The 24715-nt window shown below is 42.7% G+C and carries 21 protein-coding genes; 4 read left to right on the top strand and 17 right to left on the bottom strand.

Annotated elements, in window-relative coordinates; all coding sequences use genetic code 11:
* Positions 1-103: 103 nt before the first annotated feature.
* A complete protein-coding gene (locus tag AM500_RS04275; protein ID WP_331457418.1) occupies positions 104-553 on the bottom strand; it encodes a GNAT family N-acetyltransferase in 450 nt (149 codons plus the stop codon).
* Between the two features lie 302 nt (positions 554-855).
* Here AM500_RS04275 and AM500_RS04270 point away from each other — a divergent pair, with 302 nt between their 5' ends.
* The 3 genes from AM500_RS04270 (at position 856) to pabB (ending at position 4991) form a co-directional block, all read left to right on the top strand.
* Positions 856-2124, top strand: a complete 1269-nt coding sequence (locus tag AM500_RS04270; protein WP_053598104.1) for an NAD(P)/FAD-dependent oxidoreductase — start codon at positions 856-858, stop codon at positions 2122-2124.
* A gap of 147 nt (positions 2125-2271) precedes the next feature.
* The gene (locus AM500_RS04265) at positions 2272-2835 is read left to right on the top strand and encodes an anthranilate synthase component II (RefSeq protein WP_053598103.1); all 564 of its coding nucleotides are present in this window, start codon (positions 2272-2274) and stop codon (positions 2833-2835) included.
* A 431-nt stretch (positions 2836-3266) separates the two neighbouring features.
* Positions 3267-4991, top strand: a complete 1725-nt coding sequence (pabB, locus tag AM500_RS04255; protein ID WP_053601619.1) for an aminodeoxychorismate synthase component I — start codon at positions 3267-3269, stop codon at positions 4989-4991.
* Positions 4992-5089: 98 nt separating this feature from the next.
* On the opposite strand, the gene AM500_RS25340 is transcribed toward pabB, so the two are convergent.
* The 9 genes from AM500_RS25340 to AM500_RS04215 all read right to left on the bottom strand — a co-directional run bounded on the left by AM500_RS25340 (position 5090) and on the right by AM500_RS04215 (position 10092).
* Positions 5090-5536 carry a hypothetical protein gene (locus tag AM500_RS25340; RefSeq protein ID WP_156319747.1) on the bottom strand — a complete coding sequence of 149 codons (447 nt, stop codon included), beginning with the start codon at positions 5534-5536 and terminating at the stop codon, positions 5090-5092.
* A 116-nt stretch (positions 5537-5652) separates the two neighbouring features.
* Positions 5653-6948 (bottom strand): hypothetical protein, encoded by a 1296-nt coding sequence (locus tag AM500_RS04250; RefSeq protein ID WP_053598101.1) that lies wholly within the window; start codon positions 6946-6948, stop codon positions 5653-5655.
* On the bottom strand, positions 6893-7459 hold the full coding sequence (locus AM500_RS04245) for a sigma-70 family RNA polymerase sigma factor (RefSeq protein ID WP_053598100.1): 567 nt from the start codon (positions 7457-7459) through the stop codon (positions 6893-6895). The genes AM500_RS04250 and AM500_RS04245 overlap by 56 nt, the downstream gene beginning before the upstream one ends.
* Before the next feature lie 172 nt (positions 7460-7631).
* Positions 7632-7865 (bottom strand): hypothetical protein, encoded by a 234-nt coding sequence (locus AM500_RS04240; RefSeq protein WP_053598099.1) that lies wholly within the window; start codon positions 7863-7865, stop codon positions 7632-7634.
* A 4-nt stretch (positions 7866-7869) separates the two neighbouring features.
* Positions 7870-8106 carry a hypothetical protein gene (locus AM500_RS04235; RefSeq protein WP_053598098.1) on the bottom strand — a complete coding sequence of 79 codons (237 nt, stop codon included), beginning with the start codon at positions 8104-8106 and terminating at the stop codon, positions 7870-7872.
* Positions 8107-8129: 23 nt separating this feature from the next.
* Positions 8130-8552, bottom strand: a complete 423-nt coding sequence (locus tag AM500_RS04230; RefSeq protein ID WP_053598097.1) for a hypothetical protein — start codon at positions 8550-8552, stop codon at positions 8130-8132.
* 34 nt (positions 8553-8586) lie between these two features.
* Complete coding sequence (locus AM500_RS25335; RefSeq protein ID WP_156319746.1) at positions 8587-8730, bottom strand: hypothetical protein; 144 nt, start codon at positions 8728-8730, stop codon at positions 8587-8589.
* A gap of 141 nt (positions 8731-8871) precedes the next feature.
* The gene (locus tag AM500_RS04225; protein WP_053598096.1) at positions 8872-9129 is read right to left on the bottom strand and encodes a hypothetical protein; all 258 of its coding nucleotides are present in this window, start codon (positions 9127-9129) and stop codon (positions 8872-8874) included.
* Between the two features lie 579 nt (positions 9130-9708).
* Complete coding sequence (locus tag AM500_RS04215) at positions 9709-10092, bottom strand: hypothetical protein (protein WP_053598094.1); 384 nt, start codon at positions 10090-10092, stop codon at positions 9709-9711.
* Between the two features lie 167 nt (positions 10093-10259).
* Between AM500_RS04215 and AM500_RS04210 the strand changes: the two genes are divergently transcribed.
* Complete coding sequence (locus AM500_RS04210) at positions 10260-10973, top strand: alpha/beta family hydrolase (RefSeq protein ID WP_156319745.1); 714 nt, start codon at positions 10260-10262, stop codon at positions 10971-10973.
* A 398-nt stretch (positions 10974-11371) separates the two neighbouring features.
* Here AM500_RS04210 and AM500_RS04205 read toward each other — a convergent pair whose 3' ends face one another.
* The 7 genes from AM500_RS04205 to AM500_RS04180 form a co-directional block, all read right to left on the bottom strand.
* On the bottom strand, positions 11372-11782 hold the full coding sequence (locus AM500_RS04205) for a hypothetical protein (RefSeq protein ID WP_053598092.1): 411 nt from the start codon (positions 11780-11782) through the stop codon (positions 11372-11374).
* Positions 11783-12110: 328 nt separating this feature from the next.
* Positions 12111-12398 carry a hypothetical protein gene (locus AM500_RS04200; RefSeq protein WP_053598091.1) on the bottom strand — a complete coding sequence of 96 codons (288 nt, stop codon included), beginning with the start codon at positions 12396-12398 and terminating at the stop codon, positions 12111-12113.
* Between the two features lie 428 nt (positions 12399-12826).
* Positions 12827-13381: an SMI1/KNR4 family protein gene (locus AM500_RS04195; RefSeq protein ID WP_082347130.1), complete on the bottom strand. Its 555-nt coding sequence runs from the start codon at positions 13379-13381 to the stop codon at positions 12827-12829.
* 98 nt (positions 13382-13479) lie between these two features.
* Positions 13480-13965 (bottom strand): ankyrin repeat domain-containing protein, encoded by a 486-nt coding sequence (locus tag AM500_RS04190; RefSeq protein WP_053598089.1) that lies wholly within the window; start codon positions 13963-13965, stop codon positions 13480-13482.
* A gap of 144 nt (positions 13966-14109) precedes the next feature.
* A complete protein-coding gene (locus tag AM500_RS26355; protein ID WP_442854002.1) occupies positions 14110-14250 on the bottom strand; it encodes a T6SS immunity protein Tdi1 domain-containing protein in 141 nt (46 codons plus the stop codon).
* A gap of 927 nt (positions 14251-15177) precedes the next feature.
* A complete protein-coding gene (locus tag AM500_RS04185) occupies positions 15178-15633 on the bottom strand; it encodes a hypothetical protein (protein WP_053598088.1) in 456 nt (151 codons plus the stop codon).
* Between the two features lie 12 nt (positions 15634-15645).
* A complete protein-coding gene (locus tag AM500_RS04180; protein ID WP_053598087.1) occupies positions 15646-24063 on the bottom strand; it encodes a DNRLRE domain-containing protein in 8418 nt (2805 codons plus the stop codon).
* Between the last annotated feature and the right edge of the window lie 652 nt (positions 24064-24715).

The following is a 24715-nucleotide window of genomic DNA, read 5'->3' as shown; positions in this document are numbered from 1 at the left end:
TTGTCTAAAGGATACCATACTATTACGACTTCCGATTTTTATATACACGGTTATAAATACATAATCATAAAGTCTACATCAAAATAAATATTATTTTTCAGCCTTAAACCTTTTTTCTCTGTGCCAAAAACTTCAAATCCCAATGAGGAATAAAGTTTTTTGCTGATTCATTTGTTGAAACAACCGCTAAATATATCTGTTCCAACCCTTCTAGATTTTTTGCTTTCTCTATTGCTTCTTCCATTAAAGCTTTCCCAACTCCCAAACCTCTTATGGAATCAGAAACATACATTGCACCAATATGTGCCCTATGTCTTAATTTATATAACTTTTCTTTGTATAAAGTAATGATTCCAACCAGTTCTCCCTTCTCAAAAGCTCCGTAAGTAAAAGAGTGGTTTGATTGAAACTCGTTTTGATAATTTTCAATGGAAAAGTCTTTTTCTTCTTCATAACTGGAAGCGAATGCTTCCGGAATATTTTTTAACGATTCGAGTCTAATGCTACGATACTTTTCTGCATCTTCTAATGAATTTAAAATTCTAATTTCCACTATTTTTCCCCTTTAAGCAATTAATCTTTATGTCATTTTACAATAAGCTATTTCTTAGTGTTAAGCTAAAATGCACCATCAGCGTAAATGCACCTTTTCATAAACTTTATTTTATCTAAACTATATATCCAATTATAACGCCCATTCTAAGCATCTTTTTATGAAAATTTGTATACCAAATTGAGGGTAAAATTATAATCTGCTACTTTTCTTATGAGCGAAGAATTTTTCTAGAGTTAACTTTTTAATCCTGCTGAAATATGGAAATAATATAGGTATGGTTGATTTTCAGGAGGATTTATATGGATTTGCATTCTGGTACGTTTTATTGGCCGACGACTTTTCCCGATGCCCCTTCCTACCCTGCTCTTGAGTCGGATGTTGAGTGCGATGTGGTGATAGTTGGCGGCGGGAGTTCCGGTGCGCAGTGTGCGTTTTATTTGGCTGAAACCGGACTGGATGTCGTTCTTGTTGAGAAGGCGCGAATTGGCGGCGGGACGACGAGTGCGACATCGGCGCTGATTCAGTACGCGGGCGAAACGATGTATACCGAGCTGGTCGGCCGGTTTGGCAAGGAGTACATACGAAGGCATCTTGGCTTGATGAAGGATGCGATTGATGATATTGAACAGGCGGCCAGGGCTGCAGCAATTGATAGTGAGTTTTCGCGGCGGGATACGCTGTATGCGGCAAGCTCCGCGGATGATGTCGAGCGGCTTTCGGCTGAGTACGGTCTACTGAAGGAGTTCAGCTTTGATGTTGAGTTTTGGAGGAAAGCTGAGATTCAGGAACAGTTTGGATTCAACCGCGAGGCTGCTATTTATTCGTATAATGACGGGGAACTGAATCCGTTCCGGTTCACTCATGCACTGATTGATTATGCTGCCGGAAAAGGGATGCGGGTGTTTGAGGAAACTGCGGTGGTTGGGTGTGAGTTTGAGGTTGGAAGTTCTAAAGAGGATGCTGGCGGTGACCTGGAAGGCGGCGGCAGGGATGCCGAACTGGGAAGCGTAGTGTTACGGACTTCTGCCGGTTATACCATCAAGGCGCGTCGACCCATTTTTTCCACAGGATATGAAGGTTTGGATATTAAGTCTGAGCAGAAGGCATCGATTTCGAGCACATATGTGGTGACGACGAACCGGATTGGGGGTCTGACCCCTATGCTGTTGTGGGAGACGGCGCAACCGTTTTTGTTTCTGCGGATGACAGCGGATGGTCGGTTCCTGATTGGCGGGCATGATGTGGATACGGCGGATGCGAGTGAGCGCGATGATCGGCTGCAGGAGAAGCGGGATATGCTGATGGCTGAGCTCGGGAAGCTGTTTCCGGATATTGAGGCCGAGGCGGAGTTTTGTGTCGGGGCGTTTTTTGCGTCGGTGAGTGACGGGCTACCGATTGTCGGTGTGTATGACGAGTATCCAGGCTGCTATTTCTTGTTTGCGTTTGGGGATAATGGGATGGTGTATGGGCAGCTGCTGGCGAAGCTGATTGTGCGGGATATTGTTGAAGGCAGTTGTGAGGATTTGGGATTGTATTTAAGGGAAAGACCGCTGATTGGGAAGATTTAGATTGGTGTTTGGACCGGGCCTGGTTGGGGTCCGGTTTTTTTATTGGATGGATCTTTTGTTATTGGGTGGTGTTGGTGGTTGGTGGTGGTTGCGGTTTCTACTATAATAGGTGTGTTGGTATTTTAATAGAAGTGGAGCCGGTGGCCGGTGATTTTAGTGATAGATAATTATGATTCGTTTACATATAACCTGGTGCAGTATATTCGCGGGATCGGCGAAGAGGTTTTGGTGGTGCGGAATGACCAGGTTTCGCTTGATGAGATTGAGCGGCTTGGGGTTGATTGTATTTTGTTGTCGCCCGGACCAGGGAATCCGGATACGGCTGGAATTTGTTTGGATGTGGTTGAGCGGTTTAGTGGTGTGGTGCGGATTGCCGGGGTTTGTCTTGGGCAGCAGGTGATTGCGCAGGCGTTTGGCGGGGTTGTGCGGAAAGCGCGGCGGCCGATGCATGGGAAGGTTTCGGTTGTGGCGCATGACGGGCGCGGGGCGTTTCGGGGTGTGCGGTCGCCTGTTGCTGTTGCGCGGTATCATTCGCTGGTGGTTGATGAGGAATCGCTGCCTGATTGCCTTGAGGTGAGTGCGCGGAGTGAGGATGGCGAAATCATGGGTTTGCGGCATAAGGTGTTTGCGGTTGAGTGTGTGCAGTTCCATCCGGAGGCGATTTTGACGGAGGATGGGAAGTTGATGGTGAGGAATTTGGTGCTGGGTTAGGTTGGGTTTTGGGCTCTAGACTAGTTCGAGCTAAAGGAATTGGTTTGCTGTCAGTGCTAATTGCTGCCTCTTATTATGCACACTTTTTTGATTTTATGAAGACTTTTTTGATTTTATGAATACTTTTTGAGATTTACGCATACTTTGTTTGTTTGGGTTATTTTCTCCTTAGTTCCTAGTGAATAGCATTCCGGCGCGCCGGAATGCAGCAGCCAGTTACGTGCAGTTTGCGGCTCGGAATGGATGACACTTTGGTACCCATAGAATTCAAAAAGGTGCTCATAGAATTCAAGAATGTGCCCATAGAATTTGAAAAAGTGCCCATAGAATTCAAGAACGTGCTCATAGAATTTGAAAAAGTGCCCATAGGAATCAAGAACGTGCTGGGAAAGGTATAGGTTATTCATTTTAATATGGTTGGGAATGGGATTATGGAATCTTTGTTGTCGTTTGAGTTTGAGGGGCGTCCGGTTACATTTCGGAATCCAGTGCGGGTGATAGCGGCGCATACACTTGAGGAAGTTGTTCCGGGACTGCAGGCAGTTGAGGACGCGGTCCGAGATGGTTTTTATGCGGCTGGGTATGTGTCGTATGAGAGTGCGCCTGCGTTTGATTCCGCGTTCCGGGTTGCTAGTGGTGCCCGGATGCCGCTGCTGTGGTTCGGGATTTTTGAGGATCTAGAACATGTTGGGTTAAGTGGTTCTAGTAACTATCAGCTTTCCGAATGGCTGCCGTCGGTTGGGATGGATGAGTATCGGGCTTCAATCCGGTATATCCGCCAGGCAATTGAGGCTGGGGATACGTACCAGGCGAACTATACACTACGGCTGAAGTCCGAGTTTTCCGGGGACGATGTTGCTTTTTTCGAGAGGCTGAAGAAGGCTCAGGACTCGAGTTATTGTGCGTATTTGGATATCGGGGACTTTCAGATTTTATCAGCTTCACCTGAGTTGTTTTTTCATAAAAAGGGGTCCGAAATCACCACACGGCCGATGAAGGGCACGATTAAGCGCGGCCGCTCATTCGCGGAGGATGAGGCGAATGCGATGTGGTTGTTTGAGTCGGAGAAGAACCGGTCTGAAAATGTGATGATTGTTGATTTGCTGCGGAATGATTTGGGGATGATTGCTGAGCCAGGCACGATTGAGGTGCCGAAGTTGTTTGAGATTGAGCGGTATCCGACTGTTCATCAGATGACGTCGACAGTGACGGCTCAGGTTTCGGAGGATGTTGGGCTTGTTGATGTGTTTCGAGCGCTGTTTCCGTGTGGGTCGATTACCGGCGCACCAAAGGTTAGTACGATGGGGATTATTGCCGAGCTTGAGAATACGCCGCGCGAGGTGTATTGCGGTGCGATTGGCTATATTACTCCGGAGTCCGAGGCAGTTTTCAATGTGCCGATCCGGACTGTGGTCATTGATTCAGATTCCGGTGTTGCAACGTATGGGGTTGGCGGTGGAATCACGTGGGATTCGACGGCTGAGGATGAATATGAGGAAGTGGTTGCCAAGGCTAAGCTGCTGGAGATGGACCGGCCGGAGTTCGAGCTGTTGGAGAGCTTGCTGCTTGAGGATGGGAAGTACTTTTTGTATGAAGAGCATTTGGAGCGGCTGAGAAGGTCGGCGAAGTACTTGGGGTTTAATATGGATTGGAGTGCTGTTGAGAAGGCTTTGGCGGAGTTTGCTGAGTCGAACCCGATTGGCTCTTTGAAGGTAAGATTGTTGGTTGCGCGGGATGGTGCTGTTTCTGTTGAGGGCCAGGCTGTGTCGGAGATGGCAGGGCCGGTCAAGGTGCGGCTTGCCGGAAAACCTATTGATAAAAATGACCCCTGCCTCTACCACAAGACCACAAACCGGGCGGTGTACGCGAGCTTTTTTGAGGAGCGCGGCGAGGCGTTTGATGTACTGCTCTGGAATCAGGATGGCGAGCTAACCGAGTTTACGAATGGAAATGTGGTTGTAGAATTGGATGATGAGTTGTGGACGCCGCCGGTTGCTAGTGGATTGCTAGCTGGAACCTATAGAAAAAAATTGCTTTCGGATGGCGTAGTTCGAGAACGAGTTTTGCGGGTGGAGGATTTGGAGAAGTATACGAAAATCTGGTTTGTGAACAGTGTCAGGAAGTGGGTTGAAGTCCAAGTGACCGAGAAATATTAGAGCTATCCGTGAAGCGAATGAAAAGCGTGTGCGATTTAGCACACGCCATATTCAAAATGGACTTGTCTGTGCAATGTTGGAATTGCCCTGATGCGGGTTCAAGTCCGCACTTGTTCATCCGATGGGAAGATGCACATGTTCACCAGCAAGATGTAGAACGGGTAGAAGAACAGCGCTCCGAGCATGAGAAGTCCAGTTGCCGGGCTTGGGTTATCGCCCTCGTAGGAAAACGGTAAAAGATTCGAAGTTAAATAGATGAGCAATATGTGATACGGCAGCCACAGGAGCATTGTCCAAAAGCGAATGTAGCTGTTGCTGAACCACTTTTTCGTTAGAATGTAGACTAACCCTGTCCCCACTATTGCTACTGCTCCAATGCTGACAAGACTGATGATATCAAGTGTTTCAAAGCTCCAGCCGGTAATTCGATGAATTCGATACGTGTTCAGTATAAATTCAGCCGGAATGAGCATCATGATGGCGTAAATCAGACTAATGGCATTAAGTTTAAGAAACCGAATACAGACCCCTCTCCCTTTTAACACAATTTGGAACTATTTTACCACAGGGAGTAAATTTCGCAAGTTGGGAATCGTCCCCAATTAGCAAGAAAAAAAGTCGAGCGATTCCGCCCGACTAATTACTATTCTCCGTAAGGTCGTTAATTGTTTCCGCTCTTCCAATCTTTGATAAGCCACTTTCCATTCATATACTCAAACCATACCTCGACCTTATAATTATCGCCATACATGTCTGCATCGGTCACCTGTGTGAATTTATAGGAGGTTTCCGTCAACTTCTCCTCTACGTAGGTGGCAGTTGGAACAATATAAAGTGGCCCATCTTGGGGCTTCAGGTATAATCCGTCCGGCTTCTCAGCATAAAAACGATCCCATTCTCTCTCCAGTACCTCAAGAACAGCGTAATCACCAAACTTCTTATACAGTTCACGCTTCGTTTTAGCATCGGGGACTTTGAACCCGGGACCAAGCGTTTCTATATGCGCATTCCTAGCCTCTTTAAATTTCATTAAAAGATCCATCAAGTCCGGTGCGGCAATTTCATCGGATGCTGCCGGCTGTTCCTGATCCGGTTTCGGCTTTTCTTCGATATCAATCGGTTTATCAGGAGTTGCTTCGAGGTTCCCATCCTTAGGGGTTTGTTCCCCAGAATCGGCAGGCGTTTCATTCTCCACGTTATTATCGGCAGGAGGCTGTTCCTCGATAACTCCTATAGACTTCTGTTGAAGTTTAAGTTCCTGGATTGCCTTGAATATCCTTGAAAACATCTCCTGTATATGTTCAGCATTATTAATATCATTGTACAATCCGAATTCCCAAGTATCAAACCCACCGGCCCCATTTGGCTGCATGATACCACTCGTATAGCTCACACCAGCTTTCCATCCCCAGGTTTCTTTATCAAATTCTATCCCTTTTTCGGTAAACGGGATATAGCTGTTCGCACCAATGAAAAAGATTGGAATACCAGCGTTTGTGTAAACCTCTGTGTATGGGCCTTCGGAGGCTTTGACCAAACATTCTTCGCTGATAAACACAGCATCATATGGTTTCAGAATTTCCACAGACAGGTCTTCAAAGGGGATTGCAGTGAACGTTACTTGTTGCTCTTTGAGTATTGGCACGTCACCCAGCAATGCTATTTTAAGTGGTTCACCCTTATACTCCTCGAATACAGGAACCTCGGATTGGTGTTCTGTTTCCCCTGTACCGTTGCTCCAGCTCGAATTCGGGACGATTACATACTGATAAAGCCCTCCAAAAAACAGGATAATAAGTGCCGCACTTACTAGCGTTGGAATTATTTTTTTAAAAGAATAGCGTTTTGGTGTGCGAATTGAGTGTAGGACGTTCTCTTTCATTTCCGGTGTGAACTTGAAGTCAGCCAATTCGCCCTTTAACATCTCGGCTTTTGCCTGTTGTAATTTCTTCTCCATCGTTCCCTCCCCTTTCTGTTATGGATTGTTTCAGCAGTTCCTTGGCCCTGGCAATCCTGGATTTTACTGTGTTTGCATTGATTCCGCAGACTGCTGCGATTTCATTCATCGTCATGTCATGGAAATACGCAAGAATGATCACTTCTTTGTATTTCAATGGCAAGCGAAGGATTGTTGCAGTCAGCTCCTGGCGGCCGGCCTGGTCAAGGTACTCAGCCTCAGCTGCAGGCTGCTGCCCTTTGAGCAGGGTGGTGAAAAACTGGCTTGTGTGAACCTTCCGATGGTGCCAACTTTTGACATGGTCCTTGCAATGGTTGATTGCAATTCGGTACAGCCAGGTTTGGATCGCAGACTCGCCCTGGAATGTATCAAGCTTCTGATAGCATTTGATGAAAATTTCCTGGGCCAGGTCTTTTGCTGTCTCATGGTTGCGGACATAGGAATAAGCCAGATGGAGAATTGACGTCCCGTAGCGGTCCATCAATTCTGATAATGTATCCTCTGTGTTCAAAACTGCTCCCCCTGCTTTCTGTTTCTCTGTTATTTATTAGACGATTCAAGTTTTGTGCTGGTTGATAAATTTGAAGATTTGTTTTTAAAAGAAGTAAAAGATTTGTCGATAGGAAAAGAACAGGTATTGATATATTTTTGAAAGTATTGATAAAAGTGGTGAATAGTGGTCATTAAAGTATTTGATAGGACAGATAGAAGAATCCCAGCGCGACGGCCAGGCAGATGAATTTGGTCACCCAGTATGGCAGGATGTCGAGCACTAATAGGAATGCAATAAAAATGATTTCAACGATGATAGAATCACCACCGATGCTTTCAGATGCCAGTTCGCCATGGTGTTTCTTTTTATAAAAAATGCTGATTGACAGGAATAATAGGCCGAGGATTGCTGGAATTGCCCACATGATGTTAGGTCCTTTCTCTTTGCGAACGACGGACGAGGGCAAATGCAATTCCCATCAGGATAATGCCGAGGCCGTAGAATATCATAAATAGCAGAGTCAGGAAGGCTGTATCCTTTGATGGCTCAAGACCCAGTCGGCTTGTGTAGTAGTTTGCTGCCCATCTTGAGCCAAGCACCATGAACAAAGCCTGAGTGAAGTTGACGAATATGATCGTCAGGATGTAGGCTTTTTTATTTTTCATCTCAGATCCTCCTTGCACTCTTTTCAATCTTTAATCAGGTTATCTTCTATGAACTCTCTGAACATTGCTTGTGCGTTCTTTAATGTAATTAAGGTTCCCGTTGTCCTGCTGCCTGGGATGTTCAGTTCCACCAGGATGCCAAGGAGCTTTCTTTCGCATCTCCAGATTGGGAGTGCAATATTTATATTGTACTTTTCGTTATGAGGCTCGATATTGATAGAAACATAGGAGGTGTAGCCAGGCTGGAACAGATCTGTTTTGGTTTTTACCACATCAATTGAAATTCTTTGGTTTTTCTTAGAAAACAAAGGCTTGTACTCCTCTAGTAAAGCGCTGCAATGCTGGATGAATTCTTGTTCGGTAGCTTCGACCAGTTCCTTTACTTCCTGTGAAAACTGGCTTTGTGTGCATCTCATTTCCAGATCGTTATATAGTAAAGTTTCCATGTAATCCTCCGTCGGTTATTACTATTCAATTCAATTAAAGCAACAATTTCTCCTCTCCCCCTAAAACGAGCATAGCGAGGATAACTGCCGGTACAAAAAGCAGCAGTTTAGTCCGCAAGCGGATGATGCTGTATCGATTGGAAAACTTCCCTGCCAGTTTGAAAAATAGTACAAGCAAGGCAAACTCCTAAAACGAGTGCGTCGATATAATTGAATGGCTTTGTTATATGTAAGTCAGAAAGGATGTTGAAACTCGTTAGACTGAGAATGGCTGCAGTTTGTATTAAAAAGTATTCCAGGTATTTCATGGGTGCTTGTCTCACCTCTCTGGGCCGGATGGTGGGCGTTGGGATGATGTTGGCTTTGAGCGCGTCGGCAGCTTTTTTTTCAAAAAAAGTCCTGCAATAACGATTACGCCCATCCAGAAGAGGCCTGCGCCGAAGAAGGCTGAGAACAGGTTGGTGAGCAGCATTCTATCTTTGATGGTGATATCGATTTGGGTGCGGCCGATGAAGTATTCGGCTGTTTTGTCGGCTGCCAGATCAAGGCCCTGGTTTTGGATAAAAATGAGCAGCATGAGACCATATGTAGAAAACTAGTTTCAGTGGAATCACCCCTTTTATTCCAAATTTTAGCATACAGGAGTGGCTAGAGTTGTGTACAATTTTGGGCAATGATGGGATCAATTAGTTTGGCGTCCCCACCCTGCTTTAAAGATGGTTTATAAGATACTTTTCTATTCGTTTTACGGATTTTTGATATGCGTTTTGACTTATTTTTTTGATAATGACTAGCCAGATAGCCGATAAAACTAGTATGCCTGCGATTGTAAAGCCAATATAGGGAAAGATTTCAGGGAATCCACCAAGTTTGTGAAATTTGTAGATTAGGAAAGCCCAAACAATAAAACAAAGGCATATTGCTATTGCTTTCTTCTCTGTTGTTTCATTTAATGATTTCATTTTGTCGGTACAAATGAGCAGTGGAATATAATAAATGTAGGCAAGTAATAGCGTTGTGAATGCAGAAATCATTCTTTCAGCCCTTTTCATTTGGATTGTCGGAATAAACGCATTTGGTTATTCAAAGTTCTGCTCAAGACCGATTGGTCAGCTCTCGCTGGCCAATCGGCTAACGAGTAACGTCCCAAGTGTGCCTACTCTTTCCTAGTGAAGACTGTGTCGAGGAAGGTTAGTCCGAGAGCGAAGCCGAGTGCCGGAAATATGTTGCCGATGAGGCCGCTGGATTCTGGTTTGAAGAGTAGGTCAAAAATCGAGTTGGCTGCAAAGAAAAGGATAAATAGTAGTGCGAATTTGATGGTTCTTTTTCGCAGTTCGGTTTTTGGAGTTTTTCTAAGTTGCAGGGCAGCTGTGATGGTCAGGTACATGGCGAATGCGAATAGAAATATGACATAACCTAATACCATGTCGGCGGCAAAGGGTGTGTCGATATTTTTATAAATGATGAAGAATACCGCTAATGTACTGAGTACAAAAATGAAATAGAGGAAGATGTTTAGATAAAAGCGAGTGTTATTCATAGTTACTCATCCGTTCATAGTATTTGTAATAGAAAGTATATAGAGTTTTTAGAAAAAAGGCGAGGGATATTTTACATAATTAGGTAAATCACTAAGAGGACTCCGTTTCTGTTTGGCGGCAATGCAGTCTTCTTTTCTGCGGATGGCACGGTTGGCGGAAAGTTTATTTGGCTTTAGTTGATAGATTGGTTGGATTCACTCCGCCAGGGCTTTATAATAATTGTAAAAGTCTGGGGGATGATGTAGTGATTTCAGGTGGGACAGTTCTTTCGAGGGGTAAGGAGATTGCGTATACGTTGTTTAAACATGATGAGTCAGCAGGTGGACTGGCGATTGTTCTGCCGGGCATGGGCTATACCGCTCAGGCTCCGCTGCTCCATTTTGCGACGGGGATTTATTTTGAAGCGGGGTATGATGTGCTGCATGTGAACTATAAGTATTCACGGGATGAGATGGAAGCGCTGAGTGGCGAGGAGTTTGAAGGGGATGTGCGGGCGGTTATTGATAATGTTCTGAGCGAGTCTACATATCACGATTTTTCTCTTATAGGCAAGTCGATTGGTACTAAGGCGCTGAGCTATTTACTGAAGGATGAGAGGTTTGGGTTGGCGCGTGTGGTCTGGCTAACGCCGCTTCTTCATTCGGATCATGTTTTTGAGGTGATGTCTTCAAGCGGCCACGATGGATTGGTTGTGATTGGTGATCAGGATCCCTTTTATAACGAGGAACGGTACGCGGAATTAAAGCGTAAGCCACATTTGGAGTGTCATTTGGTTGAGGGCACGGAACACAGTTTGCAAGTTGAGGGTAATGCGCTGCGGTCGATTGATGTGCTGAAGGATGTCATGGTGCTGGTGGATGGGTTTTGTAAGAAAGGATAGTAAAATCTATGACCTCCAAACTTTTCCGGACATAGGAATCGCTTCCTATGGCCGGAAGTGTTGTTGGACTGAATTATAATTTACTAATTACAGTCGTAAAAAGGATACCTATACCCAATTGGAAGAGCAAAGGTAAATCCTTTTCAGTGTAGCCGTTTTTCTTCTAAAAATACCCCGGAGCCCATGAAGAATGCAACTGGTATCCTACGATAATTGGAGGCCATAAGTACAGGGCCCCCCAGTCCTCCCTACCAATATGCCCTTCTCTATACTTGCCAAAGCATTTGTAATGAAGCAACGAAATGGTTAGTACAAAAATATAAGACGTATTATCTTTACAATGCTGGGCCTCCGCGATTGATTTTTTCCAAAGGTTCTTCATGTAATCTGAATATGGTTTATAAAAATTTAATATAGTGAAATACATGTTCTTTCCCGTTCCACTCAACAACCATTTCTTCATATCCTAAAAGTGCTGTATCAGACTTATTCATCTGTGCTTTAACCCATGGTTCAATAGTAACTAATACAACGTTTCTAAATTTTTCAACAGCCTTATCAGAGTAATCTTGTACTGATACAGGATATAAATTAAAATTAATCGTCCTATTCCTCGAGCAGGAAATTGAAGCTACTACAATCCCTCTGATGTTTGGCTTATTAGGAAGCCTTCTATCAAACTCGAATTTTCTCCTAAGACCGAATAAAACATCCATTGCTTCGAAAACGGAGAAAACTGCTTTTAGATGTTTTTTAGTTGTAGGGTATCTCTCATTCTTATTGAGCTTACGAAAATAGGTAAACCTCACAACGGACACTCCTTATATGTATGCCAGGAAGCTGACTCTCCGATTCGTATTAGGCCTGCTTGTCGGCGACGCTTACGTGTTGACAGATTCTAAAGGTTGCTCTGTTGAATGTAATGAGTTTAGTGGGTTGGAATGGAGTTTGTCATGAAAAAATGAAAATCTGTCCTGCATCGCTTGGGAAATGTCCTGTATTTTTCGGGAAATGTCCTGAATATCGAAAAATCTGTCCTACATATTTTAAAACTTGTCCTGATTACAAATCTGTTCTAAAAATGCACGTATTTTCCAACAGGAACCTACCCAATTTTTTAAAAAGGGTTGTTATTCATTAGTTTTGATTGGTGTTAATAAATCCGGTTGCTTCTGATTTTGCGGGTTCGGGCAGGTTGTCTAGGGTCTGGTGGTCGATTCGGTTGGTTCGGAGCCAGATTTCGGCCAGCGATGCGCCGCAGCTAGCTCTGATTATTTCGGTGGTGTTTGAATCGTGAATGGCTTGGATTAGAGCGGCTTCGACTTCATCGTTATCGTATTGGGCCAGGTCGATGGCTGCATCATCGCGCTCGTCCTCGCGGGCAGTTTGGTCGAGCAAGAGTTTAATTAGCAGTTGTTTGGACATGTATGGTTCCTCCTGTTCTCGCTGAACACTGCATGCCAGGGGTGTCGCCCTTTAAGTGATATGGATATGTTTTTACTTCTATTTTTTGGCAAATGGTAGGCTTCCCCCATTTAACTTGTAACATAAAGTATATAAAACCTTTACAAAAAAGGCGATTGGTTTTTACATAGATTTCTTAAAATTCAGTTAAAGGCTCACTGAATGGAGGAGTATTTCTATGAAGAATGCGGTTCTATTTTGTGTGTTGTTCGTTGGAGGAAGTGCAGCGTTTTATACAGCGGTTAGTGTCGTTGCCGATGATGTAATTGGGCAGGTTGGGCATTTTTTCTGGTATTAGTAAATGGACAAAAGCCATAATGAGTTTCATTCTGTAATATTTATAAAAGCATCATTTTCATAGTAATAAGTAAATACTTTATATAAAACCGTTAATACGTCCTTGTTCCAAGAGGTTGGAATTTTAAGTCTTCGTCCGAGAATTCCTCTGGAAATGCCTCACAAGCCATTTCCCTTGTTAAGCATTTTCCTAGAAACTCTGTCACCGACAATGAATACTTATAATTGTCCGCCGACCTTGTTTCATATACAACTACTGGCCAATCATTGGGATCGCCTGTAGTTAGCCAGTATAGTTCATCACCATTGTCTGTTAATCCCCAAGGCAGTAATCCTCCCTCTGAAGGGAAGACAGTATAGGGATAATCCTCTGGAAAATTACTTTGGGAAACCAGGTATGCCTCTATGAGAGCTTTCCCCGTTTCAAAGAGACTGAGATTTTCATTTTTTTCAAATGGATTAAGAACCCATAGAAAGTTATCAATGCTGCCTGTGCCATACATCTCTATGAAACTTTTATAATCATCGGGCAACCTGGTTCCTAATCGAGTTTCAACATGCTTCCATTCACTATCTGTTCCAGCATTCACAGGAACAGCGGGTGGAATCAACACATTTAGTAATCGCTCGTTTACTTGCATATTCATCTTCCCTCTCTGAAATATCCATACATCCTCTCAATTGACTCTAGGGAACTAGAAAAACCTTGACTGGCAATATCCCATAAAGGTAACGTACACATTTTTCACTTTTCTTCCAACAAAGTATTAATTAATCTCTCATTACCTACTTGTTTTGCAAAATCCAAGGGTGACCTTCCTGCTTTATTTTTATTTTGAATGTCAGGATGGTAGTTCATAAACAATTCGACCATTTCATAACTTCTTCCCTTACAGTTAAAAACAGCCGTCCACATAGCATTATTTCCGTATTTATCCTTTAAATTTACGTCTATCCCTCTTTCCAACAGTTGCTTTGCAACGGTTAAATCCTGATTTACACAAACAAGGTGCAAGGCTGTTTGTCCATCGGCATTTGTCATATTCACATCAATACCTTGGTTAATTAAAAAAGAGGCAATATCAAATCTGTTTCCAGAAATGGCATAGTGCAATAATCCAGATCCACTGCTGCTTTTTACATTCAGTTGATTCTGATCAAAATTGCTTATGAAACTTTCCAGATCAACAAACTTGGCTAAAGTGTAAATATCCGCATTCTCTGTTGCCATTTTTTCATCCCCCTGCCTATAATTTCGATACGTTCCGATTGAATATCGACACGCACTTACTGCATAGCTTTTTTAGTTATCGACTTGACAAGAGCAAGACAACTTTCAATGTCTTTATCAATTAGTTTCCAGCATTTAAGTTGCTTATAACGGTCCCCTCAGGTAAATGTCTGGTTTTTGACTAATGAATTGGGCACATAGACTCCAATATACATCCATATCTACTTTTTCCAAATTTGAAATGGTATCTTCCCCGCCAAGAAATAATACTACCCTATACCCTATACATTCTTCGATGAAAGATAGTTAGGGATTTCTTTGTTATGAAAATCAATAAAACTACATGGAATTTCTAATATTTCACCGGTTCCTGGCTCTAACATTAAAACTTGAGCTTGTCCGTCTGCCACTAGCAAAATCAAGAGCAAAATGTCTTCCTAACCAATCATACCTAAAGCATTCGATTCGACCTTCGAATTCCGGAAAGGCCTGAGTAACGAGATTGTTCCAATATTTTAAATTATTTAGCTTATCAGCCTATAAAGACCTTTTCTAAAAGAAAACCCTTCATATTTACTAAAAAGCTCTACAAAACCATGTGTATTTTCTGTAAATCTCTAAAATTGTTTTCGTCAAAGCACTTCTCTTTAACAGTGTCTTTTATTCCAAAAAACTCATTAAATGCAGTAAACATTTACCTTCTCCTTATCACTTTATCGTAAACTTATCGAGTATCGTACCATAAGGATAATCTTAATTTGGTTCTGTATTTGCTTTCCTAGACTTCTATTTACAATCTAATGGATTCATATTTAAAATATCATCTGCTCCACCTAACTTTTTAGTATTTATTAAGATCATTAGCTATTCATGTAAAGTTTTAAAGTGACGAGCAAGAGTAACAATTCCCCTACTTAATATACTTCCTCGAATGGTTTAATGCCCTATTGTTAATACTGCTGTTACACTTCGTGTTTTTTAACACCATCGGAATATCAGCACCAGTTCGCAAATCAACAAAATGCAGAAAGAAATTTATTCTCCCTTAAGGCTTTGTTTACAACAATATTGTCTCTATGGTATTGGTCTAAACCAATGCTTCCGGTTACCGTTAGGGTCACTTATTTTTATCCATTGTTATCGTTTAATGCATATGAAAAACCCTGAAAGGCTGACCCTTCAAGGTTTTTCAAAGTTACATTTAAAACAGGATCAAGATTTAATCGTATTTCCAACTATTTTTAGCCACATATTTAACTCATCGTAACCTGATACTCGTCCTTTTACCCATTGACCATACCCCACATCACACCCACTACAAATGCCCATTACATCTTCTGCTTTTAGAATCCAACCTTGGGGATAATGATAAGCTGCTGTCAACCGAACTTCTTCTCCAATGGGATAGTTTCTTTTTTGGATTTCCCAGATTTTCCTCTTCTTCAAAGTGGCTTTATTCCAATTTTCTTCAAACTCTTGGTGAGTAATTAACCTGATATTTCCATCTAGTTCATTTTCATCTATAGGCCCTTCAGCCAAACAATCCTCCAGACAAGATAAATGGATAGTTTTATCGTTATCCACAATAATTTGTCTCCGTGCAAATCCATCTGAGCCTACTTCTATCCAATATTCTTCCCCTTCATATTCAATTAACAAATATTTCATATATATCACCTCCTACTCCGCACCAACTTTTCCTGATCTAACTATCCTTCCGGTTAAATCTAATGGTGATTCGTTCAGTATTACAAAAACACCATCCCTACCTTTTTTCACATCCAAATCGCTTACATCTATTTCCACGTAATGAGTAAATTTGTACTTGTTTGGTACATTAATAAATATTCTTGCCAGTTGTGCAGGTGTTTTTGTTTCTGGTGCTATGTCAGATAAATATTGACCATCACCATACCGTGCATCTTTAGGATTATTTGCTTTTAGAGATGGATTTAATTTCTTTGAATCAAGTATGCCAGCGGCCCCCTTCTCATTTGTATAATGATACAAGGTTTGTTTACTCTTACCCTGATTCAAATTATCCAATTTAGGAATAAACCCAATATTATCTCCAGCTGCAGGTTTAGTCAATTTGGGTTCAATTCGTGGTTGTGGTACACTTCTTGGTTTTGCAGGCGCCACTACCTTAGGCTTCGGTTTCGGCTTTGAATAACTTGCCTTTACAGGTGCGACACTTTGGGTTTTCGGTGTGCTCTTGATTGATTTTGCCGGAACGGTCTTTGGTTTTTTCTTAACGGTTGCGGCTACTTTCTTCGATGTTGTTCTGATGACTTTTGAAGATTTGCTGACAATCTTGCTTGCCCGGTAGGCCTTTACGGCTTTCGAAGTGCCTTTGATGACAGCCTTGGCTGCCTTGCTGATGACACCGCCGCCAGGGATGAAGTTGGATGCGATGCTGAGTGCTGCGCCAGCTTTCTGGTACCACTTCGTTTTCTTGCTTGAAAGTGTCCTGATGTCGTCGCCAATCGCGAAGTTGTAAGTGGCTTTTGCGGCTTTTTTTACACCCTTTGCCAGTTTCTTCAGCCACTTCGGTGCATAGCCATCCGGGTCGATGTTATTGACAGGATCGGATTCGGCATACAAATAGCGGTTGAACGAAATTGGGTTTGTATCATCGCCTTCGTACTCATCGGCTACTATAAATCTGCCAATCTTTGAATCGTAGTCACGCCAGCCCATGAAGTGAAGCTTCGTATTGTTGTCGTATTGGACACCGAACTTCCCGACATAGCGGAATGGGTTCGCATTAGCTATTTCTACTCCAATTGTAGTCGGAGCATCCATTTTTTGGACATTGCCCCACTCATCATACGTATATTTGGCAATGATATTTTTAAGCTGGTCGGCTATTGCGACAATGTCGCCGCGCTGATTATAGATATAATCATAGATTTGGCCCTTGTACTCCAGGCTTAGCAGCTGGCCGTTTGAGTCTCGATAGAAGTTCATCAGATTCTGGACTGCATCGATTCCAGACTGTTCGGCAATGCCGATGAGGTCGCCGTTGCTGTCATAATAGTAGAATTCGGTCCGTACGCTTGTCCCCTTAGTAACCTTTTTGGAGGTCCGGTTCTCCTCACTGTCGTACGTGAACTCTACCTTTTCAACTTCCACTCCGTTCCTTTTCGTTACGATTCCTTGAAGGAGGTTGATGGAAGAGAAGTTGTAAATCTTTTCGAATTCGATTGCCGCTGTTTTTGCTGCCTCATAGGTGTCGACAGCAGAGCTGATTGTTTCCTTTTGCAGCGAGCCATCTGGCTTGAAGGTATAAGTAACCTTCTTGTATTTTTGTAAAGCAGAATCAAACTGGATGGACGACGTGATTCTGTTGGCCTGTCCATACTGATTTTCCAAAAGGACCTTGCCAGCCTGATTGACTGCCTTGCGAAGGTTACCATTCACGTCATACGTATAGGTGATTGTTTCTGTTCCTTTTTTGACAGTGCCCAAAAATCCTTCCGGTGTATACGTATAGGCTTTCACACCATCCCATGGGTTCGTTGCATCCTTTATTTGTTCTTCAGAATTATACGTGTAAGACTCCGAGAACAACTCCGTCGATGTATCCTTTTTCAGTGCCCTGATTTTCGTCATTCTTTCATTCAGGCCATAATCCATGTCAATGGTCAGCCTCGGCCCTTTAATCTTATCAACCATTTCCGTTGGGGTATAAGTGAATTCATACACCTCAGAAAGCGGCGTGATGACTTTTTGCGCCAAGTCATTTTCATTATAATAAACTGTCGTATTTCCTGTAGAAGAACTTGAAGTCTTTACTGATGAAGTTTTCTCCATATTTTCTTCATCGGAATACGTCCTTGTATTGAGAATGCCATTTTCTAGCTTTTGTTCTGATAGCATCCGGTTATTCGCATCGTACGCATATTTGCTTTCGGAGCGGACAAATGGATAGGTGACACCATCCTTTATCGTGTTTGAGGTCTCATCATAAATCCATTTCTGAAGAAGATTGCCATTCAGATCATAGACAAATCGGATATCTGATTTCTTAATTTGCGAGCCTTCATGATTTTTTGATTGTTCGCGTACAAGGCGGCCCAGATTATCATAATTAAGATCTATTTCTTTTATGAGCTGCTTATCAACTAACGCTTTAGTTGATTTGTTAATCCGTTGGGCCTCTACTTTTTGATACTTAACTTCGGCTGTATCATTGTAAACGAAATCAGTTACGAGATAGGTCTCGATATCCCCTACTGTTTCCACCAATTGGGACTCTGTGTCAATCTGCCCATCTTCATTGTATGTCCAGGTTACCGTTGTTCCATCAGGATTAACTTGTTTTACTTTATCCCCGGCTTTGTTGTACTCGTATTTCGTCTTTGCTCCTTTATGGTCGATTGACTCAAGCACATTTCCATTCGCATCGGAAACAGAATACTCGATTGTATTTCCGCTCAACGTAATAGAAGGTGTCCCAAACCCGTCAAAATAGGACCAGGTCTCGACAGCCGGAGTAGAATTATCCTTCGTATAGACATTTTCGTTCAAGGCATTGTAGGTATAGAATACTTCCGAACCTTCCGCATCCTTTGTATGAACGAGCCTGTCTTCAGAATCATATGTGTTGACCATCGTGAGCACATCACGGTTGCCTGTGTTGTCTGTCTCGGTCAGCTGGCGGTTCCACTCATCAAAGGTCGCAAACGTTTCACCTTTATTGACCAGCAGATTTCCTTGGCCTTCCGGATTTGATTTTACAGCAGCAAAATCAATCGTATGGATAATGTTGCCGTTTTTATCATAAGAGAAATATTTTTGGTTTTTCATAGGGTCGATGCTTCTGGCAAGCCTTCCATAACCGTCATATTCATCCTCGGTATAGGCTTTCCCGCTTTCATCGTTTTCCCTTATCTTCCGCCCGAGCTCATCATATTCAACATAAAGTTTGGCCTGCTGATCCTCGACCTTCGCTACAGCCTCGTCCTTATAGAATGTATTTTGCACTTTAGGCAGAGTGGTAAGGGTTAGCTGATCCCATTCATTGTACTCGTATTCTGTCTTGTTTCCCTGAGCATCGATTTCGTACCGTAGATTTCCCGAGTCTTCGTCATACTGGTATTCAGTTGTCCTTCCGGAACGGTCGATATTTTTCGAAATTCTTTGAAGTTCGTCATATACAACAGTCTGAGTCTGATTCAGGGCATTCGTTTCGGTCAATGGCTGGCCATATTCGTTAAACGTATAGCTTGTCTTATAGCCGTATGGGTCCAGTACATAATCCACATTTTCATTATTACTATCATAGTGATAGGTTGTTTTAATGCCGCTCTCTTCGAGGACAAGGTCATCGACAAATAGGTTGGTCGTACCTTTGTTGGTTACTTGAACCCTGACATGGGTTGCATCAGCCGGAACCGTTTCTCCAGAAACTCGATAGCCGCCCCAATTGGTTGTCACCGAATAGATTTTCGTATATTCCTGAATGACAGTTGAGTCTTTTATAAACTGAAGCTTTACTTCCGCTTGGTCGGCTGCCGCAGCTTTTGCGTATAGAAGTGATAATACTGGCAAACGGCCTTTCTTTATCGCAAAAGTCCCTGTCTGTAGGATTGCATTTGGCACCATTTCGATGCTTTGTTTGCCTGACCGTGCCTGGGCGGAACTCTTGGTGATGGTTCCCTGGACTATTTTCCAGTCCTCTAGTGTTTTTTCTTCCATGCTGTAGTCTGGCATGTACCCATATAATGGGCCTCGGTCGCTGCGTGTTGCCGTCACATTTCCATATGAATCATAGTCGATATATTGGCTATTGCCTTCCTCATCAAGGATTTGAAAAACGTTGCCCTTTGAATCATATCTCCATTCCTTGACCTGGCCCATTGTATTGGTGACCTTAAGGATTTGGCCGTTTCCGTTATATTGATTGGAAATGGAATAAGAAGTTTTAACGCCTTTAACTGTGACTGGCGGCAAGTTGATTTTTACAACATTCCCGTAGCTATCATACTCAAAGGAAGTTTTATTTCCCAACGCATCGGTTGAGCTTTTCACTCTGTTGTTTACATATTCAATTTGGACCGTGATGTTGCCCTGGTCCTGTTTTGCTGCTTCCGGGTCTTCATTTTCAAAAAGAGTCTTGAGTGTTGTTGTTAGCTTTAAATTTCCTGCTGAATTCAATTCATACTCGGTATTGAACAGGTTCTTACTCGTTTTATCTTCATTGATGGAATTGGCTGCAACAAACACAGTATTGTTCGATAAGTCGTAGGAGAAGGACTCTGTGATATTCCCATACGTTTTAAGCGGATACGTTTGGGTGCCGTCCACCACTCTGGTCGAGCGTTTTGTCTTTGTTTGAACAACCCGGTTGCCGTTGTAGAGGATTTCCACTTTCAAGTTGTTTTTTGAAACAACTGCTGTAAGCTTCCCTGCCTCATAATCGTAATGAACCTGTCTGCTTACCTTTCCACTCTTCGTGTAGACTTTTACATCGGAGAGGAAATCACCGGAATACACATAACCGATCTTATCTCCTGTACTGAATACGGCATTATCGAGGCGGCCATTTGCGTAATTCAGGTCTACCGATTTATTTGCAGATGTTAACTTTATAAGTTTGCCATTTTCATAAGCATATTGGATTTTGTTTCCGTTATTGTCACTAATGGACACCGGCTTTCCTTGCAGGTCAAACTCCTTAATAGCCAAATTACCATTCTTCTGGCCTAACTTATACCCGTTTGTGCTTGAATAGGTTAGGTTGTAAGCTGTACCCGAAGGTGTGGCGTAGGATCCATCCGCCTGTTTGATAAATGCGTGCACCGTACCGTCTGAATCATAATAGTTGACTCTGTCTGTCTTAACTTCAAGCCGCTCCTCCAGGTTGGAACCCCACCCCTTGCCAAGCAGCCCTTGCTGATTCGCATTGGAGGAATACGACCTCCCAAGGACAAGTGAGAAAGCTCTTGAAGGAAGCGAGAAGTCAACATCCAGAAGATTGAGGCTTCCGTTATACAAATTCACAAACCCGCTTCCATCACGCAGTTCAAGCGGATGGGTTGGATAATACCCTTCTGAGCCTGTCCAGGACTTAGTAAGGGTATCCACCCAAACCGAAACAGTCTGCAAATTAGTCTGCCCGGCTGCATCCCTGGCTGTGATGCGGAGTTCATATTCGCCTTTTGCCAGGCTCGCTGTACTCCAGTCTGCCACTACACCTTGCGAAACCGGAAGATTTTTTTCAGAAATCAGATTCCAAATTCCAGCCTGATCGGCTTTATTTCTGTACTCGACCCTATATGAAGCCAAGTCAAGGTCTGTGATTGAGCCTTCAATCTTTTTACTACCAGACAGGTAGTCACCAGATTCAAGATTTGTTACTTCAATAGCCGGGACGGTTTTATCTAATATAATCGAATCACTATAAAGCTGGGACACGTTTCCGCTTGTATCGGAAAACCTGGCGTAAATAAAGTGCTCGCCTTGTACATCCGGCAGCGCCCATGCTTTTTCATGAATGCCCCGGGTCACTTTTTCCTTAGGCAAAAATTGGAGTTGCTCTACTGTCGCACCAACCGGCCCTGAAGCAAACTCGACAAACAGGTCCCCGGTAGCATTGTCATACACATCGAATGCTTTTACAGTCACATTCTGCGAAGTTGTATACAGCGCATTTTCATTGATTGAAATGTTTCCGGAAGGTCCCTTTAAGTCCTGAACATCGATTACCTGGTTCACGATTTCTTCAGGCGGATTAATGAAGGTACTGTCGGACCCTTTTCCAACAACAGCGGAAATTTCATAAAGCCCTTTTAACGCTGCCTTTGGCTTCCAGTCGACATAAAACCTCTTAACTTGCCCGGTTGTAATGACTTCGCCTGTATTCAGATATCCGACAAATCCTGTCGACTCTGAAGCATCAGGTGATTTGCTCGTAACGGACATGTTGATGTTCTGATCGTTCGTCCACGAAGCTGTCCCCGTATTTTCAACGTCAAACCAAAGCTTCTCCCCGACTGTGCTGTCAACATCGCTTACACTCGGAATATAGTAGCTCTTTATACGTGCATCGAATTCTTTGCGGGCAATTTTGTTGGTAGTCTGCGAATTCAGGCTGATGTTTCCGCTTTTATCGACGGCCTGAATCCAGGCATAATAGGTTTTTCGTGGTTCCAGTGTGCCCGTATACTTATAGGATGTTGCAGTGGTTTCCGCGCCATTAACTTGTTTCGGCACACCCGGCTGTTCCCCGATAAATACTTTATACTTTGCAACCCCGGTACCATCAGGGTCAGTAGCTGGCTGCCACCCTATTGTGAAACTCTCAATCCTATCATTCGTAACCGTTACCCCTAAGGGAGCCCTTGGTTTCGTTTTATCAGGGATGATAATCGTTGAGGCATCCGATTGAGACGTCTCGCCATATGCGTTGACAGCCTTTATTCGTATTGCATAATTCGTATTGGTTCTATAGGAGCCATTCGGTATTTTTGAATACAAATAATGTGGGTTTTCAGGAAGTTCCCGTCCATCCGCATTTTTTCTAAGATTGTACTGAGCTGCATCGATTTGTGCTTTTGTAGGCCACAGCTTCTTTCCTTTTGTGGTCCAGGACGTAACGTTTCCAACAGGGAATTCTTCATATTGTGCCCCATTGAAAATGAGCACTTTGTAGCTGGTTGCTCCTGTTACGGGTGTCCAACTTAAATTGACCCATCCACCTGTTTCGTTCGCATAAGAATCAGCGGTTAATGTAGGCTTTGCAGGTTTGTCGGAATACGTGATCGCCAAATACGGACGATTGGAGCTGGATTCAGACGCATTAAATTTCTGGTAGGTACCTGAGGATCCTTCTGACGTGCTCCTTACAACCATTCCGTAATTCGGGAATGCTTTATCAACCCAGCCATTGACTAAGCTAGTAACATCTAACGTTTTCCATCCAGCAGCCCCACCGGCCGACGTGCTGCCATAGGCGGTCGCATAAAATGATGGTTGATTATAATACGTAACCGCGTTTTGTGACCAGGCAGAAGTAACACGGTTTACATATACATTTGCGCCAACTGGAGACGTAATGTCATTCCATTTATACAGTTTAAGCTCTGCTTTCACAAGAAGCTTTCCTGTAAGGTCAGGAAGAGCATTGGTAAAATTCAAATACGACCTAGTCGTCCCCGTTGAAGCAATATATCCAATCCGCAAATCAGCGCTATTATAATAGTTTAAACTCGGATAGGCAGACATGACATACGTATCAAGTGTTGTGGTATTTGTTCCGCCCAAATTCGTTGTAGGGTCAATTCGAACAGGATATTCCGTCGTTTCATCATCCAGGTATTCTGAACTTGGTGTCAGAGTAAGCAAATAGCCATTTGTGCTTTCTGCCAGGTCAAAAGCGATATCCTCCGAATATTTACCGTTGCTATCTTCCATGAATGGGTAAGGCATCACCCAAACAAGTTCATCTTTTTTATTATAAAAATTGATGGTTCGCCCTTCCTGTTTAGGAATCAGGCTTCCTGTAAGTAGAAATTGAAAGCTTCTGACTGAATCTTTGCTTTTTAGAAAAATATCTTCTTTAACGGAGGAGTTTCCAAGGCTGTATTTAAAATCGACACCTTTAAAGATTTCCTTGTAAAAAATCGCTCCTTCTTCTTGTTCAGCTACGGAAAAGTCAGTTCCAACCGGCTGAAAGTTTAACTTTTCTTTTTGGAAATCGATCGTAATTAAATTTTTCTTCTTGGAGTTCTTTGCGAATTTTACGCCAAATTTATTGTCTTTATTTTTAAAGCCAAATTCTTCTCTGTCATTCCCTGTATTCTCTTCTGGTGTCGTGGAAATGTTTTTAAATTTTTTCGTTTTTTCATCTTTGAAGTGAACGTTTTCGGTATAAATTTCTGTCGTGTAGGTGCCATCAGTATTTATGAATGTCTTGGTGTTAGGTTCACGCAGATCCTCCAACTCCCGGACCCTTTCCGCACCTTTTGGCATTTTAAGTGGTTTATTGGCCTTTTCCGCAGAAACCTGTGAAGGACTTATAAAGTTCCTAGGATCCACACTTGATACAATCAATAGAATAATCATTAAGATTGCTAGTACTTTCTTCCTCATTTTCTCCCCCCTGAAATAGCAAATTATTTCATTCCGCTAAAAAATTCGCATTTTCACCCCTTAAAAGATTCTAAATTTTAACAATTTAATCGTACTTCTGCTTCATATGGCTGTAAATCCAATTTACTAATAGAAGGTTGGGAAAATTTATATCTGGAGGATTGAAAAATGCAGGAAGGTTTCACTTTAAAATCGAAATAAAGGTGTATTTAAGGGGTGAGAGGTTGGGAAAATCTTTCATTTAGCGTTCTAGTAACTGGAAACCAAAAGGAGATTTGTAATGGTCTATTCCTCCTAAATCTATTGGGAGGATCACATTTAGATAAAAAAATGCCTGAATCCCGTATTCTGTCCTGGGCAGAATCTGGTGACTCAGGCAGTTCTATTCTAATAATCAAATTGCCAAAATAAAAAATGTATACTCAGCAGTTTAGTTCAGGTCCGGCTTACTTTTTGTCATTTTTAATGAATGTTAAAGGTTTGGTCATAGTTTGTTCATATTTGGGCGTTATGATAAGTACGTGGTGAAAGAGACCCCATTCTTTTTCATAACTCACTCCCCCTTTTATAATATAGATAGATACCATCAAACCCCTTATTTTTTCCGGCTTTCGAGCCGGAACTTTTTTTGTACTTTCGGAAGGAGGTTGCT

Origin of the sequence: Bacillus sp. FJAT-18017, assembly GCF_001278805.1 — a bacterium.
Lineage (GTDB): Bacteria > Bacillota > Bacilli > Bacillales > Cytobacillaceae > Bacillus_D.
This window is presented reverse-complemented; position numbering and strand designations above follow the sequence as displayed.